Origin of the sequence: Tistlia sp., from assembly GCF_040905785.1 — a bacterium.
Classification (GTDB): Bacteria; Pseudomonadota; Alphaproteobacteria; order Kiloniellales; family DSM-21159; genus Tistlia.
In genome coordinates, this window is record NZ_JBBDQW010000072.1 from 96,466 (window position 1) to 112,948 (window position 16,483).

General features: G+C 70.4%; 17 protein-coding genes. 11 read left to right on the forward strand and 6 right to left on the reverse strand.

Features of this window, described 5'->3' with window-relative positions; all coding sequences use genetic code 11:
* Nucleotides 1–22: 22 nt before the first annotated feature.
* The 5 genes from WD341_RS16470 (at nt 23) to WD341_RS16490 (ending at nt 2,788) form a co-directional block, all read left to right on the forward strand.
* Nucleotides 23–637, forward strand: a complete 615-nt coding sequence (locus WD341_RS16470) for a phospholipid-binding protein MlaC (protein WP_368426570.1) — start codon at nt 23–25, stop codon at nt 635–637.
* 145 nt (nt 638–782) lie between these two features.
* Nucleotides 783–1,370 carry a YqaA family protein gene (locus WD341_RS16475; protein ID WP_368426571.1) on the forward strand — a complete coding sequence of 196 codons (588 nt, stop codon included), beginning with the start codon at nt 783–785 and terminating at the stop codon, nt 1,368–1,370.
* Nucleotides 1,371–1,398: 28 nt separating this feature from the next.
* Complete coding sequence (locus WD341_RS16480) at nt 1,399–1,908, forward strand: disulfide bond formation protein B (protein ID WP_368426572.1); 510 nt, start codon at nt 1,399–1,401, stop codon at nt 1,906–1,908.
* Entirely contained in the window at nt 1,905–2,489 is a 585-nt protein-coding gene (locus WD341_RS16485) for a demethoxyubiquinone hydroxylase family protein (protein WP_368426573.1), read from the forward strand. The genes WD341_RS16480 and WD341_RS16485 overlap by 4 nt, the downstream gene beginning before the upstream one ends.
* Before the next feature lie 122 nt (nt 2,490–2,611).
* Nucleotides 2,612–2,788 carry a hypothetical protein gene (locus tag WD341_RS16490; protein WP_368426574.1) on the forward strand — a complete coding sequence of 59 codons (177 nt, stop codon included), beginning with the start codon at nt 2,612–2,614 and terminating at the stop codon, nt 2,786–2,788.
* Between the two features lie 16 nt (nt 2,789–2,804).
* Here the strand turns inward: WD341_RS16490 and WD341_RS16495 are convergent, their stop codons facing one another.
* The 3 genes from WD341_RS16495 to WD341_RS16505 form a co-directional block, all read right to left on the reverse strand.
* Nucleotides 2,805–3,362 carry an HNH endonuclease gene (locus WD341_RS16495; RefSeq protein ID WP_368426575.1) on the reverse strand — a complete coding sequence of 186 codons (558 nt, stop codon included), beginning with the start codon at nt 3,360–3,362 and terminating at the stop codon, nt 2,805–2,807.
* Between the two features lie 142 nt (nt 3,363–3,504).
* Nucleotides 3,505–4,167, reverse strand: coding sequence for an alpha/beta hydrolase (locus WD341_RS16500; protein WP_368426576.1), 663 nt, complete (start codon nt 4,165–4,167; stop codon nt 3,505–3,507).
* Nucleotides 4,168–4,189: 22 nt separating this feature from the next.
* Nucleotides 4,190–4,840: a DNA-3-methyladenine glycosylase gene (locus WD341_RS16505; protein WP_368426577.1), complete on the reverse strand. Its 651-nt coding sequence runs from the start codon at nt 4,838–4,840 to the stop codon at nt 4,190–4,192.
* Between the two features lie 41 nt (nt 4,841–4,881).
* On the opposite strand from WD341_RS16505, the gene gluQRS reads away from it, so the two are divergent.
* Nucleotides 4,882–5,721: a tRNA glutamyl-Q(34) synthetase GluQRS gene (gluQRS, locus tag WD341_RS16510; RefSeq protein WP_368426578.1), complete on the forward strand. Its 840-nt coding sequence runs from the start codon at nt 4,882–4,884 to the stop codon at nt 5,719–5,721.
* Between the two features lie 15 nt (nt 5,722–5,736).
* Here gluQRS and WD341_RS16515 read toward each other — a convergent pair whose 3' ends face one another.
* The gene (locus WD341_RS16515) at nt 5,737–6,063 is read right to left on the reverse strand and encodes a hypothetical protein (RefSeq protein ID WP_368426579.1); all 327 of its coding nucleotides are present in this window, start codon (nt 6,061–6,063) and stop codon (nt 5,737–5,739) included.
* A gap of 378 nt (nt 6,064–6,441) precedes the next feature.
* On the opposite strand from WD341_RS16515, the gene phnD reads away from it, so the two are divergent.
* The 5 genes from phnD (at nt 6,442) to WD341_RS16540 (ending at nt 11,162) form a co-directional block, all read left to right on the forward strand.
* Nucleotides 6,442–7,449, forward strand: a complete 1,008-nt coding sequence (gene phnD, locus WD341_RS16520; RefSeq protein WP_368426580.1) for a phosphate/phosphite/phosphonate ABC transporter substrate-binding protein — start codon at nt 6,442–6,444, stop codon at nt 7,447–7,449.
* Nucleotides 7,450–7,523: 74 nt separating this feature from the next.
* Nucleotides 7,524–8,321 (forward strand): phosphonate ABC transporter ATP-binding protein, encoded by a 798-nt coding sequence (gene phnC, locus WD341_RS16525; RefSeq protein ID WP_368426581.1) that lies wholly within the window; start codon nt 7,524–7,526, stop codon nt 8,319–8,321.
* Entirely contained in the window at nt 8,318–9,136 is an 819-nt protein-coding gene (gene phnE / locus WD341_RS16530) for a phosphonate ABC transporter, permease protein PhnE (RefSeq protein ID WP_368426582.1), read from the forward strand. Before phnC ends, phnE (WD341_RS16530) begins: the two co-directional genes overlap by 4 nt.
* Complete coding sequence (gene phnE / locus WD341_RS16535) at nt 9,130–9,945, forward strand: phosphonate ABC transporter, permease protein PhnE (protein WP_368426583.1); 816 nt, start codon at nt 9,130–9,132, stop codon at nt 9,943–9,945. The genes phnE (WD341_RS16530) and phnE (WD341_RS16535) overlap by 7 nt, the downstream gene beginning before the upstream one ends.
* A gap of 308 nt (nt 9,946–10,253) precedes the next feature.
* A complete protein-coding gene (locus WD341_RS16540) occupies nt 10,254–11,162 on the forward strand; it encodes a class I SAM-dependent methyltransferase (protein ID WP_368426584.1) in 909 nt (302 codons plus the stop codon).
* A gap of 125 nt (nt 11,163–11,287) precedes the next feature.
* Here WD341_RS16540 and WD341_RS16545 read toward each other — a convergent pair whose 3' ends face one another.
* Nucleotides 11,288–14,332 (reverse strand): NHLP bacteriocin export ABC transporter permease/ATPase subunit, encoded by a 3,045-nt coding sequence (locus WD341_RS16545; RefSeq protein WP_368426585.1) that lies wholly within the window; start codon nt 14,330–14,332, stop codon nt 11,288–11,290.
* Nucleotides 14,329–16,483 (reverse strand): NHLP family bacteriocin export ABC transporter peptidase/permease/ATPase subunit (locus WD341_RS16550; RefSeq protein ID WP_368426586.1); only part of this gene is annotated, 2,155 nt, incomplete at its 5' end. The genes WD341_RS16545 and WD341_RS16550, both read right to left, overlap by 4 nt.

Below are 16,483 nucleotides of genomic sequence, written 5' to 3' on the forward strand. Positions count from 1 at the left end.
ACCGCGCCGGCGACCGACCGGATTGGCCGCCGTCCCGGCCCTGCTCGTCGCCGTGGTGCTGGTCCTGGCGCCGGCAGCCTCGGCGAGCGAGACGGCCGACGCCTATCTGAAGCACTACGGCGAGACGGCCCTGGAGCAGCTCGGCGAGCCCGGCCTCAGCGAGGAGGAACTCGCCACGCGGTTCGAGAAGCTGCTCCGCGAAGGCTTCGACGTGCCGGCCATCGGCCAGTTCGTCGTGGCGCGCTACTGGCGCGCCGCCGGCGAGCAGGAGCGCAGCGAGTTCCTGGAGGTCTTCGGCGAGTACCTGACCCAGCGCTTCCTGCCGGTGTTCCGCGACTACCAGGGCGGCACCTTCGAGACCCAGGCGCCCAAGGTCACCGACAGCGACGGCGTCGTCTGGGTGCCGCTGCGCCTCGAGCGCTCCGGCGGCGACCCGATCAGGACCGAGTGGCTGCTGCGCGAGTCGGACGACGGCGGGTTCAGGATCCTCGACATCAAGGCCGAGGGGACCTCGATGGCGATCACGCTGCGCGACGAGTACGCCAGCGTGATCCGGCGCGAGGGCAGCCTGGACGGCCTGACCAGGGAGATCCAGCGGCTGCTTGCCCAGGGCGCCTTCGCGCCGAGGAACGGCTGAGCCGGGCCGCCCCTCCGGGGGCGCTCCTCCAAGGCGGCCATGCGCGGGCGGGCGACGCAAAGCGCGGACGACGGCCGGCGGGCGAGCCAGTAGGCTCGCGCGCCATGACCGAGTCGCTTCGATCCCCCGTCGTCCTCCGCCCCGCATGAGCCTGCTGCACCGCCTCTACGAGTGGTCGCTGGCCCGGGCGCGCTCGCGCCACGCCCTGCCGTCGCTGTTCGGCATCTCCTTCATCGAATCCTCGGTCTTCCCGATCCCGCCCGATGTGCTGATCCTGCCGATGGTCCTGGCCCGGCGTGAGCAGGCCTGGATGGTCGCGACCGTGGCGACGCTGGGCTCGGTGCTCGGCGGGCTCGCCGGCTACGCCATCGGCTACTTCTTCTACGAGGCGGTCGGGCAGCAGATCCTGGACTTCTACGGCTACCTGGAAAAGTTCACCGACTTCACCGCCGCCTACAACGAGTGGGGCGCCTGGATCGTCGCCGGCGCGGGTTTCACGCCTTTTCCCTTCAAGGTCATCACCATCGCCAGCGGCGTCACGCGGCTCGATCTCGCGGTCTTCCTGGCTGCCTCGGTGGTTTCGCGCGGCGCGCGCTTCTTCCTGGTCGCCGCCCTGCTGTGGTGGTACGGGCCGCCGATCCGGCGCTTCATCGAGGCCTACCTGCCGCAGCTCACCCTGCTGTTCTTCCTGCTTCTGGTCGGCGGCTTTGTCGCGCTCAAGTACCTGTTATGACGCCAGGAAAGCTCCCATATTGAGCACCATGTCCGAGCTTCTCGCGCGTCACCCGCTGCTCGCCCCGCTCGTCGGCCTGCTGGCCGGACCGGCGGCGATCGCCCTGGCGCTGGTCGCCCAGCACGGCTTCGGGCTGGAGCCTTGCGTGCTCTGCATCTGGCAGCGCTGGGCCCTGGGCATCGCGGCGCTGCTGGCGCTGCCGGCCGTGATCTGGCGCGGTCCGGCCCGCCGCCTGTCCCTGGCCGCCTCGGGGCTCGGCTATCTTGCGAGCGCGGCGATCGCCGGCTTCCACAGCGGCGTCGAGAACGGCTGGTGGCAGGGCACCGCCGGCTGCCATGCGCCCAGCTTCCAGGGGGCGACGAGCGCCGAGCAGCTCCGCGAATCGCTGATGGCGACGGCCGTGGTCGCCTGCGACGAGGTCTCCTGGTCGCTGCTCGGCCTCTCGATGGCCGACTACAACCTGCTTTACAGCGCCGCTCTTGGGCTGTTCCTGCTGGTCGCGGCGCGCCTCCTGACCCGAAGAAAGGCGCGGCCATGACGGCGCCCGGCCCCGAGGCCGCTCCGCCCCGCAAGCGCCGCCGGCGCCTGCCGGGCGACCCGCCGGCGCCGGCGCCGGTCGCGCGCATGCTGCGTGTCGACCAGGCCGGGGAGTACGGCGCCCGGCGCATCTACGAGGGCCAGCTCGCCGTGCTCGGCCGGACCCGGTCCGGACCGATGCTGCGCCACATGTGGGAGCAGGAGAAGCTCCACCTCCAGGCCTTCGACGACCTGCTGCCCGAACGCCGGGTCCGGCCGACCCTGCTCTCGCCGCTCTGGCACGTCGCCGGCTTCGCGCTCGGCGCCGGCACGGCGCTGCTCGGCTCCCGGGCGGCCATGGCCTGCACGGTCGCCGTCGAGGAAACCATCGACCGCCACTACGCCGCCCAGGCCGAGGCGCTCGAAGGGCGCTCCGAGGAGGTCGATCTGCGCGACACCATCGAGCGGTTCCGCGCCGAGGAGCTGGAGCATCGCGACACCGCCCTGGCCAACGAGGCCGAGCTGGCACCGGCCTACCCCCTGCTCTCGGCGGCGGTGCGGGCCGGATCGCGCGCGGCGATCTGGCTGAGCGAGCGCCTCTGACGTCCGTCAGATCTGTTGCAAGCAACTGAAAAGCAACGGATTCTTAAGCAGATCCGCTAACGGTTTATTGGCTTTTCCAGTCTAGAAAGGCAGGGCACACCCCTGTCTGGAAGGCCACGGCCATGTCGGCACTGTCGTTCAAAGGCCCGCTGCACCCGCCGACCTGGTGGCCGGAGGCAAAGCGCATCGTCGCCCTGGTTATTCTCGGACCGACCCTCGGCAGCCCCAAGGCGCCGCAGCCCGACACGGTCGAGCTGGCCCGCGACGGCAAGATCTTCGACTGGCTGCGCCTCGACTGAGCCACCTCGCCCGGCGTCAGGACTCCAGCTCGGAATCCCAGTAGAGAAAGTCGCTCCAGCTCTTGTGCAGGTAATTCGGCGGGAAGCCCCGGCCGTTCTCCTGCAGATGATAGGTCGTCGGCATGTCCGGCGGATCGAGCGGCAGCATCTGGCAGTCGCGCGGCATCCGGTTGCCCTTGCGCAGGTTGCAGGTCTGGCAGGCCGTGACGACGTTCTGCCAGGTCGTGCGGCCGCCGCGCGAGCGGGGCACGACATGGTCGAAGGTCAGATCCTCGGAGGGGAAGCCGTCGCCGCAGTACTGGCAGCGGAAGCTGTCGCGCAGGAAGACGTTGAACCGGGTGAAGGCCGGCCGCCGGTCCATCGTCACGTATTCCTTGAGGGCGATCACGCTCGGCAGCTTCATCGAGTAGCTTGGCGAGTGGATCACCCGGTCGTACTGGGAGACGACGTTGACCCGGTCCAGGAAGACCGCCTTGATGGTGTCCTGCCAGGCCCAGAGGGACAGCGGAAAGTAGCTCAGCGGACGAAAGTCCGCGTTCAAGACCAGAGCAGGAAAGCTTTCTCCGGGGCTCAAGCCGCCGTCTCCCTCTACTGAGTTCCTTCGACTCTAGACCGTTCAAGGTCATCGTGAATAGCCCGCCGCAGAAGCCGGCACAAGATCTTGTGCGTGGCCGTCTGCAGACTTCACCGATCTGTCACGCGGGCCGTCAGTCCCGTCAGCCGGCGAAGCGCTCGGCAAGGAAGGCGATCGCCGCCCGCAGGCCGCCTTCGTCGATCGAGTGGCCGAGGCCGGGCCGCGCCAGGCTCTCGACCGGCACGGCCAGATCCCGCAGGCCGTGCTCGCAGGCCTCGAGGGCGCCGAAGGGCACGACCGGATCGGCCTCGCCGTGGACCAGCAGCACCGGGGGGCGGCTGACGAGCTCGCCGGCCAGGCGGTCGGGTGCGACCAGCAGCCCCGAGAAGCCGACTATGCCGGCGACCGGCTCGGGCCGCCGCAGGGCGGTGTGGAGCGCCATCATGGTGCCCTGGGAGAAGCCGACCAAGGCGAGCGCCTCGGCACCGAGGCCGTGGCGCGCCAGCTCGGCGTCGAGGAAGCGGTCGATAGGGCCCCGTGCACCCTCGGCGCCCCAGTAGAGCTGCTGGGCGTCGCGCACCTCGAGGCTGAACCACTGGAAGCCCATGGGCGCCCGGTCGCAGGGGAAGGGCGCGTTCGGCGCCGCGAAGGCGGCGTCGGGCAGGGCCTGGGCGAGGTAGGGCGCCAGGCCGATCAGGTCGTCGCCGTCGGCGCCCAGGCCGTGCAGCAGCACGACCAGCTGCCTGGCCGGCCCGCCGCTGGCGGGCTCCTGGCGCGGTCCGTCGAGTCCGGTCTTGTCGTTCATGCAGTCTCCGGGAATTGCGGGTTCAGGGAAGCACCTCGGCAGGCATCCCCGCGGGCGCCTTGCCGTGGCTGCGGTAGTGCCAGAGCAGCCGCGCCGCGACCGCCCGCAGGGGTCGCCAGGGCTCGGCCAGGGCACGCATAGCCTTGGCATCGGGCCGCTCGGCAAGGCCCTTCAGCTTCTGCGCGCCCATCATCAGGCCGACGTCGTCGGCCGGCCAGACGTCGGGCCGGCCGAGCGAGAACAGCAGGTAGACCTCGGCCGACCAGCGGCCCAGGCCCTTGACCGCCGTGACCTCGGCGATCGCCGCCTCGTCGTCCAACACCTCCAGCGCCGAAACGTTCAGTCGCCCGGCCAGCATGGTCTCCGCCAGGGAGCGGGCGTAGCGCGCCTTCTGGCGCGACAGGCCGACCGAGCGCAGCTCCTCCTCCGAGCGTTCCAGGATGCGCTCGGGCACCAAAGGCTCGCAGGCGGCCTCGAGCCGCGCCCAGATCGCCGCAGCCGAGGCCAGGGAGACCTGCTGCGCGACGATCACGCGCAGCAGGGTGGCGAAGCCCGGCGGGCGATAGCGCAGCGGCGGCGGGCCCGCTTCCTCGATCGCCCGGGCGCAGTCGGGGTCGAGGCGGCCGAGGGCGGCCAGGGCCTCCGGCAGGCCGTGCTCGTCGATCCGCAGCATGGGCTGGACAATAGCCGACGGGCCGGCTACCGCCAGCCCCCATGGCAGAGACGACGCGCTTCGCTCCCTCCCCGACGGGGCTCCTGCACCTGGGCCACGCTCACTCGGCGCTCTTCGCCGCCGCGGCGGCAGGCGGTCCGGGCGGGCGCTTCCTGCTGCGCGTCGAGGACATCGACCGGCCACGCTGTCGGCCCGAGTTCGAGGCGGCCATCCTCGAGGACCTCGCCTGGCTCGGCCTTGCCTGGGAGGCCCCGGTGCGCCGCCAGTCGGAGCATGCCGCCGACCACGCCGCCGCCCTCGCGCGGCTGGAGGCCGAGGGCCTGCTCTATCCCTGCTTCTGCACGCGCCGCGAGATCGCCGAGGAGATCGCGCGCAGCGCCGGCGCACCGCACGGGCCCGAGGGTCCGCTCTACCCGGGGACCTGCCGGCGCCTCGCTGGCTCGGAGCGCGCCGAGCGTCTGGCCGCCGGCGTCTCGGCGGCCCTGCGCCTCGACGTCTCGGCGGCACAGGCCCGCAGCGGGCCTCTGACCTGGCAGGACGCCGCGCAGGGCGAGATCCGAGCGGCGCCCGAGACCCTGGGCGACGTCGTGCTCGCGCGCCGCGACATCGGCACCAGCTACCACCTGGCGGTGACGGTCGACGACGCCCTGCAGGGGATCACCCTGGTGACGCGCGGCCAGGACCTGTTCCACGCGACCCACGTCCACCGCCTGCTGCAGGCCCTGCTCGGGCTGCCGGTGCCGCGCTGGCACCACCACGGCCTGCTCGCCGACGAGAGCGGGCGGCGCCTGGCCAAGCGCCACGACGCCCTCTCGCTCCGCGTGCTGCGCGAGGCCGGCCACGCCCCCGAGGCGGTGCGGCGGATGGCGGGGTTCGCCTAGCCGCCAACGGCCGGCTCAGCCGAAGCCCTTCTCCGAGGTCAGCACGGTCTCGACGCCGTGGATCTGGCGCAGGCAGCGGGCGATGTAGTCGCAGAGCTCCGGCTCGAGGTCCCGAACCTGGATGTCGATCGCCAGGGTCTCGCCGCCGCGGCCCTGGCCGGCCGGCAGGCGGTCGCTGTGCCAGCGCAGCGGCACCAGGTTGCGCTTGGCGAAGAGCTCGAGCACGCGCGGCATGACCCCGGGCTCGGCGGCGGCGGCGACGGAGAAGCAGAAGACCGGCGCGGGCGCGGGTCGCGCGGCGGCTCGCCGAGAGGTCTCGGAAAGTGGACTAGTGGTCGACATGGGACGCAGTCTCCAGAAGAGCGGTGGCAATCGAACAGGCACGACCCGGCAGCCCGTGGGGCGCCGGGTGGCTAATTCGAAGGCCAGCGATCATCCGAAGATGCGTCATGGCCGAAGCTTAGGAGCCCGCGGCCACCGGGGTCAAGGCGGGCGGCGCGCCTGGCCTGTGGCGGGCAGCCGTCGCTGCGGATCGCGCGGGGGAGCCGCTCTGTCGAGGCGGTCGCGCGGGCGAATTCCGGTCGCCACACCTTCGCAGGTATGTTTCAGTTTGATGACGGTTGCGGCTCGCTTCTGCGCTGCGGCAATCGGCACCGCCTCTCAGGCGAACCATCCCGGCGAGGCGCCGGGCAAGGAACACAACAGAATTTGGAGGAGACGATGAGTCTACCGACAGGGAGATGGATCGGCAGCGGGCTCGCCCCGATGTCGTTGCTGGCGGCCCTTGGGCTGGCCGTGGCGCTCGGCGCCGCGCCGGCACAGGCACAGGATTGCCCCGACCGGGGCGCGCTCGACTCGATGTACTGCGACCGCGACGGCGACCTCGTCGCCGACGCGCCGAGCGACCCCTCGAAGCTGGTGAACCCGGACACACTGGTTTTCGCCTACACGCCGGTCGAGGACCCGGCGATCTACGCCGATATCTGGCAGCCCTTCATCGACCACCTCGAGGAGGTCACCGGCAAGGAGGTGCGCTTCTTCGCCGTGCAGTCCAATGCCGCCGAGGTCGAGGCCATGCGCAGCGGGCGCCTGCACATCGCCGGCTTCTCGACCGGTCCGACGCCCTTTGCGGTCAATCTGGCCGGCGCCGTTCCCTTCGCCCTGATGGGCGCCGAGGACGGCCGGTTCGGCTACACGCTGCAGCTCTTTACCCGCAAGGACAGCGGCATCGAGAGCCCCGAGCAGCTGAAGGGCAAGACGGTGGCGCACACCTCGCCGACCTCCAATTCCGGCAACCAGGCGCCGCGCGCGCTCTTCCCCGCGATCGGGCTGGTGCCGGACCAGGACTACGAGGTCGTCTATTCCGGTTCCCACGACCAGTCGATCCTGGGCGTCGTCGCCGGTGACTACGACGCCGCGCCCGTCGCCTCCGAGGTCGTCGAGCGCATGGCCGAACGGGGCCTCTACGATCCGGAAGAGCTGAGGCTGCTCTACGAGTCGAAGCCCTTCCCGACGACCTCCTACACCCACGCCCACGACCTCGACCCGGCGCTGGTGGAGAAGATCAAGGAAGCCTTCTTCAGCTTCGACATGTCCGGCACCGCGCTGGGCGAGGAGTTCAAGGGCGTCACCAAGTTCATCCCGATCTCCTACAAGGAGGATTGGGAGGTGATCCGCGAGATCCAGGAAGCCAACGGCGTCACCTACACGCAGGGCAACCTGAAGTAGCCGGTCCTGCCGGCCCGGCCGGGCGCCTGCGCGCCCGCCGGGCCGGTCTCTTCCGGACCTTCGCGGGGACTCGAATGCTGAAAATAAGCGGACTGTCGAACAGCTACGGCAGCGACCAGCCGGTGCTGAAGGATCTCGACCTGACGGTGCCGGGCGAGTCGGTGGTCGCCATAATCGGCGCCTCCGGTGCCGGCAAGAGCACGCTGCTGCGCTGCATCAACCGGCTGGTCGAGCCGACCGCCGGCTCGATCGAGCTCAACGGCCTCGAGCTGACCCGGCTCAACGGCCGCGAGCTGCGCCGGGCGCGCCGCCGCATCGGCATGATCTTCCAGAGCTTCAACCTCGTCGACCGGCTGACGGTCATGGAGAACGTGCTGTCGGGCCGTCTGGGCTACGTCCCCTTCTGGCGGGCGGCGTCGCGGCGTTTCCCGCAGGCCGACATCGAGCGCGCCTTCCACCTCATGGAGCGCGTCGGCATCGTCCACTACGTCAACAAGCGGGCGGACGAGCTGTCGGGCGGCGAGCGCCAGCGCGTCGGCGTCGTGCGGGCGCTGATGCAGGAACCGCAGATCCTGCTGGCCGACGAGCCGACGGCCTCGCTCGACCCCAAGACCTCGCGGCAGATCATGGAGCTGCTGCAGTCGCTGGCCAGCGAGCTGCAACTGCCGGTCCTGATCAACATCCACAATGTCGCCGAGGCCAAGGAGTACACCCAGCGGATCGTCGGCATGCGCTACGGCAGGATCATCTTCGACGGTTTGCCGGCGGACCTGGACGAGGCGGCGATGGAAGAGATCTACGCCGGCATGCCCGCCGCTGAGCGCGAGCAGACCGGCCTCGACGCCCCGGTGCGGGAGGCCGCCCTGCCATGACGCCGACGCCCGAGGCGCGCACCGCGGGGCGCCCGCCGACCTGGCGCAAGCCGGCTTTCATCCGCAACCCCTACGTCCGCTGGACGGTGATCCTGGTCGCCGTCGCCTACGTCTGGTGGGCGCTCTCGATGCTGCCCTTCGACCTGCAGCGCATCCAGGAGGGCCTTCCCCGCGCCGCGCGCATCTTCTCGGGCGCCTTTCCGCCCAGCTTCGCGCGCAGCCAGCTGCTGCTCGACGGCTTTCTCGAGAGCATCAAGATCGCGGTGCTGGCGACCGTGCTCGGTGTTGGCCTCAGCGTGCCCATCGCCTTCCTGGCAGCGCGCAACATCGTGCCGCGCCTGGTCTACCTGGTCGGGCGCGCCGTCATCATCGTGGCGCGCAGCTTCCACCCGGTGATCGTCGCCATCCTCTTCGTCAAGGCGGTCGGCTTCGGTCCGCTCGCCGGAGTCCTGACGCTGACGATCTACTCCATCGGCTTCGTCGCCAAGATGCTGGCCGAGAAGATCGAGGAGATCGACTGGGGTCAGGTGGAGGCGGTGCGGGCCAGCGGCGCCGGCTGGATGACGACGCTGCTCTATGCCGTGATCCCGCAGATCATGCCGCGGCAGATCGGCCTCAGCATCTACCAGCTCGACAGCAACCTGCGCGCCTCGGCGATCGTCGGCCTGGTCGGGGCCGGGGGCATCGGCGCGACCCTGATGAACGCCTTCGGGCGCTACGACTACGACTTCGCACTCGCCATCACCCTCTGCATCATCGGCGTCATCCTGGTCAGCGAGGCGATCAGCGGGCGCATCCGGAGGAACCTGTGGTAGCGGCCGAGCCGGGCGAAGGCATCGCAGAGCGCGAGTGGCGGCGCTACACGCCGCGTCAGCGCTGGCAGCGGCTGGCCGGCTTCGCCGCCGCGGTGGCGGCGACCGCCTGGGCGCTGAGCACCATCGATGTATTCTGGCCCTGGCTGTTCGACGCGCCGGAGCAGATGGGCGACCTCTTCGGCCGGATGGTCCCGCCGGACGTCTCGGCCTGGCGCGCCATCGCCGAGGCGCTCCTGGAGACCGTGAACATCGCGACCATCGCGACGCTGATCTCGGTCTTCCTGTCCCTGCCGATCGCGCTGCTGGCCGCCCAGAACACGACGCCGAACCGCGCGACCCTGTGGCTCGGGCGCTTCATCCTGGTCTCCAGCCGGTCGGTCAACACGATCATCTGGGCGCTGCTCTTCGTCGCCATCTTTGGGCCCGGCGCGCTGGCCGGAATCCTGGCGATCATCTTCCGGTCTATCGGCTTCCTCGGGAAGCTGGTCGGGGAGGCGATCGAGGAGATCGACCGGCGGCCGATCGAGGCCCTGGAGGCGACCGGCGCCTCGCGCTCCAAGATCCTGCTGTTCGGCGTCGTGCCGCAGGTCATGCCGACCTTCTTCGCGGTCTCGATCCTGCGCTGGGACATCAACCTGCGCGAATCGACGGTGCTCGGCCTGGTCGGCGCGGGCGGCATCGGGCTGATCCTGCAGGGCTCGATCGACACCTTCGCCTGGCAGACGGTCTCGACGATCCTGCTGGCGATCATCGCCCTGGTGCTGTTCGGCGAGGCGGTCGCCGCCTGGCTGCGCGAGAGGATCATCTGACGCCGCAGCGGCTCGGCGAAGGTGAGAATCGCAAAGGCCTATCGCTCCGGCGGGTCGGCAGTCTCGGCCTGCCTGTCGACCAAGCTGGGCAACAGGAGTTCCGTCCCTGCCTGCCAATCGCCTGCTCGGCGAGCCCCGCAAGGGCTGAACCTCTCGCCGTTTCCTGTCAATTCAACCGACGCGCTGGGTGTCGTTCCGTCAGCGCTCCTTACACTTGTGCCCCCTGTCTCGGCGCCGACTTGGCTCATTTCCGCCACTGGCGTGGAGTATGCGTTCTGGAGTTGCCGAACTTCTGGGAGGACCAAGCCATGCGCTGGCAGGTCAACACGGCCCGCTCGTTCGTCGCGCTCAACCTGCCGGGCTACGAGGCCCTTCGGCGCTGGAAGCGGAAGCGCTCGGGATACCAGCCCGACCTGTCGAACCTCGGCTCCACCATCGTCGACCTGCGCTCTCAGGCGGATCTGCTGAAGGCCAACGGGCTGTCGTTCGCCGGAAAGGCGGTGCTGGAGATCGGATCGGGCTGGTTCCCCGTCGTGCCGCTGCTCTACCGATGCATGGGTGCTCGGCAGGTCGTGATGACCGATATCAACCGCTACATGGACCAGGGCACGCTCGACACCGCCAGGGCCTTCGTTCTCGAGAGCCTGCCGGAACTCGCTGGCAGGCTGGGCTTCGATCCGGATCAACCGTGGCTGCGCCAGGGGCGGACCTTCGAAGGCCTGGGCCTCGTCTACCGTGCGCCCTTCGAGCCAGCAGGCTCCGGCATCGTCGTGGACTGCGTCACTTCGCGCACCGTGCTGGAGCATATCCCGCCGCAGGAACTGGCCCGCCTTTCTCGCGCGTGGCTCTCCCTGCTCTCACCGGACGGCTTCATGCTTCACAGCGTGGATCATTCCGACCACCGCCAGCACGGCGACAAGCGGCTATCCCGCATCGACTTCCTGACATGGAGCGAGACGGGCTGGGACATCCTGACCCGGCTCGGCAAGAAGCAATGGCGGCTTCGGCATCCCGACTATCACCGGCTCTTCGGCTCGGCGGGTTTCGATCTGGCGGATGAGGCCACCGTCACTGATCCCAAGGCCGTCGACGATGCCCGCCGCCTGTTTCTCAAATACCCCTACGACAGTCTCTACACGCCCGAGGAACTCGGCGTTCTCTTGAGCCACTACCTGCTGCGCCCCAGGGGTGCGGCGCTCGCCCTCGCTGCGGAGTAGCCCGGGCAGCAAGAGAGCGGAGAGACGAGAGGAAGAGGCTCGGATAAAATTGGAGCGTCATCGTCCGACGGAGCCGCGCCGCTCGGCGTACGCCGAGCGACACCGCCCGAACCCGAGGCTTCGGCTCAGGCGATCTGGCGGCTGACGAGGGCGGCGAATACGCCCTGCTTGGCGATCAGCTCGTCGTAGCTGCCGGACTCGGCCAGGCGGCCGCCGTCGATGACGAAGATGCGGTCGGCGCGCCGGATCGTGCTCAGGCGATGGGCGATGGCGATGCGGGTGCAGCGCAGCTCGTCGACGCCGCGGCTGACGATCGACTGGGTCTCGTTGTCGAGCGCGCTGGTCGCCTCGTCGAAGATCAGGATGCGGGGATGCCGCACGAGGGCGCGCGCGATCATCAGCCGCTGGCGCTGCCCGCCCGAGACCGTGGTGGCGGCGTCGTTGAGGTAGGTGTCCATGCCCATCGGCATGGCCTCGACGTCCTTGTCGAAACCGGCCCGCCGCGCCGCGTCCCAGGCCTCCTCCCGCGTCGCGTCGGAGCCGGCGGCGATGTTGTCGAAGATCGTGCCGCTCAGCAGCTTGGCGTCCTGCAGCACGACGCCCAGGCTCTGGCGCACCAGCCGGCTGTTCAGCGTCGCGATGTCGAGGCCGTCGATCAGCACCGAACCGGCCTCCGGCTGCTCGAAGCCGAGCAGCAGGCGGATCACCGTCGACTTGCCGCTGCCGGAGGGGCCCACGAAGGCGACGAACTCCCCGGGCTCGATGGCGAGCGACAGGTCGTCGAGGACCGCCGGCGTGCCGGGCGCGTAGCGGAAGCGGATGTTGCGCAGCTCGATGCCGCCCCTGATCTCCCCGGGGTCCTTCTTGCCGCTGTCGTTCTCTTCCTCGGCCTGCAGGATCGGCGTCACGCGCTCCAGCAGCGGGCGCACCAGGGTCAGCTGCACCGCCACGCCGACCAGCCCGATGACGGCCGTGGTGAACTGCACGTAGGCGGTGATGAAGGCGCTGAAGTCGCCCGGCGTCATGATGTCGGAGAAGGCCGCCGCCTCGATCTCCTGCCAGCTGCGCGAGAAGTCGAAGAAGGCGTCGAGCTGGCCCGACTGCCAACCGATCACCGCCAGCACGATGACGACCGCGACGAAGGGGAAGACGCCGTTCATGACCTTGACCAGGTTGGTCCAGCCGTTCTGGCGGTTGGTGAAGCCGGCGTACTTCAGGAAGTCGCGCTGCCAGAGCCCGAAGGCCGTCGCCTCGCTGCCGGTCACCCGCAGCTTCTCGACGGCGCCGAGAAGCTGGAAGAGCAGGCCCTGCACCTTGCCGTCGAGGAACATGCGCTTGCGGTTGAGCCCGACGATGGCGCGGCCGATCAGGTATCCGATGAGGGCGTAGGCCAAGCTGACGCCGCCAACCAGTAGGCCCAGCAGCCAGTCGTAGACGACCATGAGTCCGAGGCTGAAAAGGCCCATGATGCCGGCGATCGAGGAGTTGATGACCGAGCCGGTGATGAGCTGGCGGATCTGGCCGATCGATTGGGCGCGGTTGGCCAGGTCGCCGACGGTGTACTGGCGGAAGAAGGGCGCGCGCAGCTTCAGCAGGCGGTCCCAGACCGCCGCCTCGACGCGCTGGTCGAGGCGTCCCTCTATGCGCAGCATCGCGATCGACTGCACGAAGTTGAAGACCGCGGCGGCCAGCAGGGAGGCGAGCACCACCAGACCCAGCACCAGGAGCTGGCCGATCTCGGCGCTCGGGATGATCGTGCTGACGATGTAGCCGGTCGCGACCGGCGTCACGATCGAGGCAATGCCCGCGAGCACCACCATCCCGACGATGTAGGCGAAGTCGCGCGCATTGCCCGGGATGCTGAAGTCGAGCAGGCGGCGCCCGTCGATCTTGCCCTCGGGCAGCGGCTTGTAGAGCAGGTGGACGACCGGCTCGATCTGCCGCGCGAGCGCCGCCGTGACGTCCTGGTCGATGCCGGCTGCCGGATCGACCAGGCGATAGCGTCCCATCGCGGTCGGCAGCAGCGCGCAGGGCCGCCCGGCCGGGCCGTAGCGGCCGATCAGGGGGCCGTAGTCGTCGTGCAGCCAATCCTCCGGCAGGGTCACGCGCCGGCACTGCACCGCCGAGCGGGCACAGAGGTAGAGCAGGGGGTCCTGGTCCTTCGGCACCGCCGCGAGCCCGCCCTTGGGAAGCGAGAGCGCGATGCCCAGCTCGCCCGCCGCCGCTTCCAGGGCCGCGACCAGCGGCTCGCCGGCCGCCACGCCAGCCACCGGCTTGCGCTGCTCGATGACTGCCGTCAGGCTGCCGACGCTCGCCGACAGGCGCTCCCGCTGCACCGTCTCGCGCCGGGCCAGGCGCGCCACGACCTCCTCCTCCTGGCGCGCCGCGGCGGCCTCGAGGAGCGAAAGGGCGAGCCGCGCGTAGCCGGCGAGGTCCTCGGCGACCGTGCCCTGGGCCAGCCAAGCGGAGGTGTCGAGGCTCTTCAGGTCGGCCGCCCGCTCCAGGACGATCCAGCTTTCAGGCGTCAGCGGCAGGTGGTGCCCGCTCCAGCCGAGCCCGGCCAGCGGGCCCACCGAGGCGAACTGCGCGTCGGCGGCGGGCGCAGCCAGCCAGCAGGTGTTCCTCCTGGCCAGGAACAGTCCCTCGGCCTCGCCGGACGCCGAGCTGCCGGCCTCGAGGCCGACGGCCTCCGGCGGCGGTGGCGGCAGCGCCATGGCCTCGGTCAGTCTCGCGATCCAGCCCTCGAGCAGGCCAGCGGCCGTCGTCGCAAGGGCGCCGTCGCGCGCCGTCGCGAGCAGGGCCGCCAGGGTGCCGGCAGCGATCCGGCCGCTGCTGGCCGGCACCGCGGTCACGCTCGCTCCGGTTGCCCTGCCGGATCCACCGGCGGGGGCCGGCAGGCCTACGATCAGCTCGCCGGCGCCGAGGCGCGCCAGATGCTGCCGCGGGCCGGGCCGACCATCGCCGCGCGGCAGGGTGACGAACAGGTCGACGGCGCCCTCGGTCACCAGCCAGGCGCGGCTCTCGTCTTGCGGTGCGAAAGCCTCGTCGCGGCCGAGCGCACCGGGCGCCGGCGTCGAGAAGCCGAGGGTTTCCGCCAGCGCCGCGGGCGTCGTGCCGCCGTCGGCGCGCTCGTCCCGGCGGCCTTCGCCTGTCGCAGCCTCTTCGGTCATGCCATCGACACCAGTTCTGCGTACCGGCCCTTCCGAGCGATCAGGGCGTCGTGGCCGCCCCGCTCGACCACGCGGCCCCGGTCCAGCACGATGATCTCGTCGGCGTCGCGGATCGTGCTCAGGCGGTGCGCGATGATCACGCAGGTGCAGCCGCGGCGGCGCAGGTTGTCGTCGATCGCACGTTCCGTCTCCGAATCGAGGGCGGCGGTCGCCTCGTCGAGCACCACCAGGCGCGGGTCGCGCACCAGCGCCCGCGCGATCTCGATGCGCTGGCGCTGCCCGCCGGAGAAGTTGACGCCGCTTTCGGCGACCCGCGAGTCGTAGCCGCCCGGCCGCGCGCTGACGATCTCGTCGATGCAGGCGTCGCTCGCCGCGCGCCGCACCGCTTCCGCCGGCAGCGAGTCGTCCCACATGGTGATGTTCTCGCGCACCGTTCCATCGAACAGGAAGATGTCCTGGTCGACGTAGCCGACCGACCCGATGAACAGCGCGCGCGGGATGCGCTCGACCGGCAGGCCGTCGAACAGCACCTGCCCGCCGGTCGGGCGGTACAGGCCGACGATCAGCTTGCCCAGCGTGGACTTGCCGCTCCCGGAGCCGCCGACCAACGCGACCCTGGCACCCGGCTCGAGCTCCAGATCGAAGTGCTCGATGAGCGGATCGGTGACCGGGCTGTAGGAGAAGCTCACGTCCTTCAGGCTCAGCGCACCCGACAGCCGGGCCGCTTCCGGCTCGTTGGCGCGCCGGCCGTCGCTGCTCGGCTGCCTCGCGAGCAGGGGGTCGACGGGATAGTCCAGGACGTCGTCGAGGCGGCGCAGGTTGCTCTGCAGGAGCTGCAGGTTCTGCGTCACGTTGACGAGCTGTTGCATCGGCGTCGAGAAGCGCTTCAGCAGCCACTGGAAGGCGATCAGGTCGCCGACCGACATGGCGCCCCGGATTACGAAGATCGCGCCGAAGCCGAGCACGCCGGCCACGGTGAGCGCGTTGAGCACCGAGGGCACGGCGTCGAGACAGAGCGAGATCCGCCCCGACTCCTGACGCGCATCGACCACCTCGCTGTTGGTGCGCGCCCAGTTGCGGAAGAAGTAGGGCTCCGTGCCCATCGCCTTCAGCGTCTCGATCGCCTGCAGGCCGCTCATGCCGATTGCCGTCAGCCGGGCCTCCTCGTTCAGCTGGCGGCCGTTGATCTGCTTGCGCTTCTCGCGGACCAGGCGTACCGCGACGACGTTCATCACCGTCAGCAGGACGGCGAAGGCGGCCAGCTCGACGTTGAACAGGAACAGCAGCGGCCCGAAGAAGGCGACCATCACGAGGTTGAGCAGGTTGGTGCTGACGCTCTCGGCCAGCAGGTCGCCGACCTGCGCCGTCGTGCGATAGCGCGCGACGATGTCGCCGACCTGGCGCAGCCCGAAGTACTGCACCGGCAGCTGCAGGGCGTGCCACAGGAAGCGGCCGGCGGTGCCGATGGCGACGCCGATTTGCAGGCGCTTGAGGTACCACTGCTGCACGGTCAGCAGCAGGCCGTCGAGCAGGCCGGCCAAGACCAGGCCGATGATCAGCGGCAGCAGCCAGCTCGACAGCTCCTTGATCAGCACCTCGTCGATGAAGACCTTCAGCAGGCCCGGCAGCAACAGGCCCGGCACGACCAGCAGCAGGGTCACGAGCAGGATGATCTCGATGGCGCCGCGCGCGCCGGAGAGATGGCGCGACAGCGAGGCGACCAGGCTCGGCGCGTGGCCCTCGCGCTGAAATCCGGCTGCCGGCCGCAGCTGGATCGCCTCGCCGGCGTAGTGTGCCGCGAAGGCCTCGCGCGTCGTGGAGCGGGCGCCGCCGGCCGGGTCGTTCAGCCAGACCCGGCCCGCCGCCGTGCCCTCCAGGACCGCGAAGCCGCTGTCGAGCTTGACCAGGGCCGGCGTGCGCAGCCGAAGCGCGGCCTCGGCCTCGGCCGCCTGCTGCTCTGCTTCCAGGCCCAGGTTGCGCGCCGCCGCCACCAGGTTGTCGGTGCGGCTGCCGTCGCGCACCACGCCGGCTTCCTCGCAGAGGCGCTCCAGCGGCAGCCACTTGCCGTAGTGTGCGAGCACCATGCCAAGGGCAGCCGCGCCGCTCTCGCGGCCTTGCGACTGGAGCATCGTCGGCACCCGGACCCGGCCG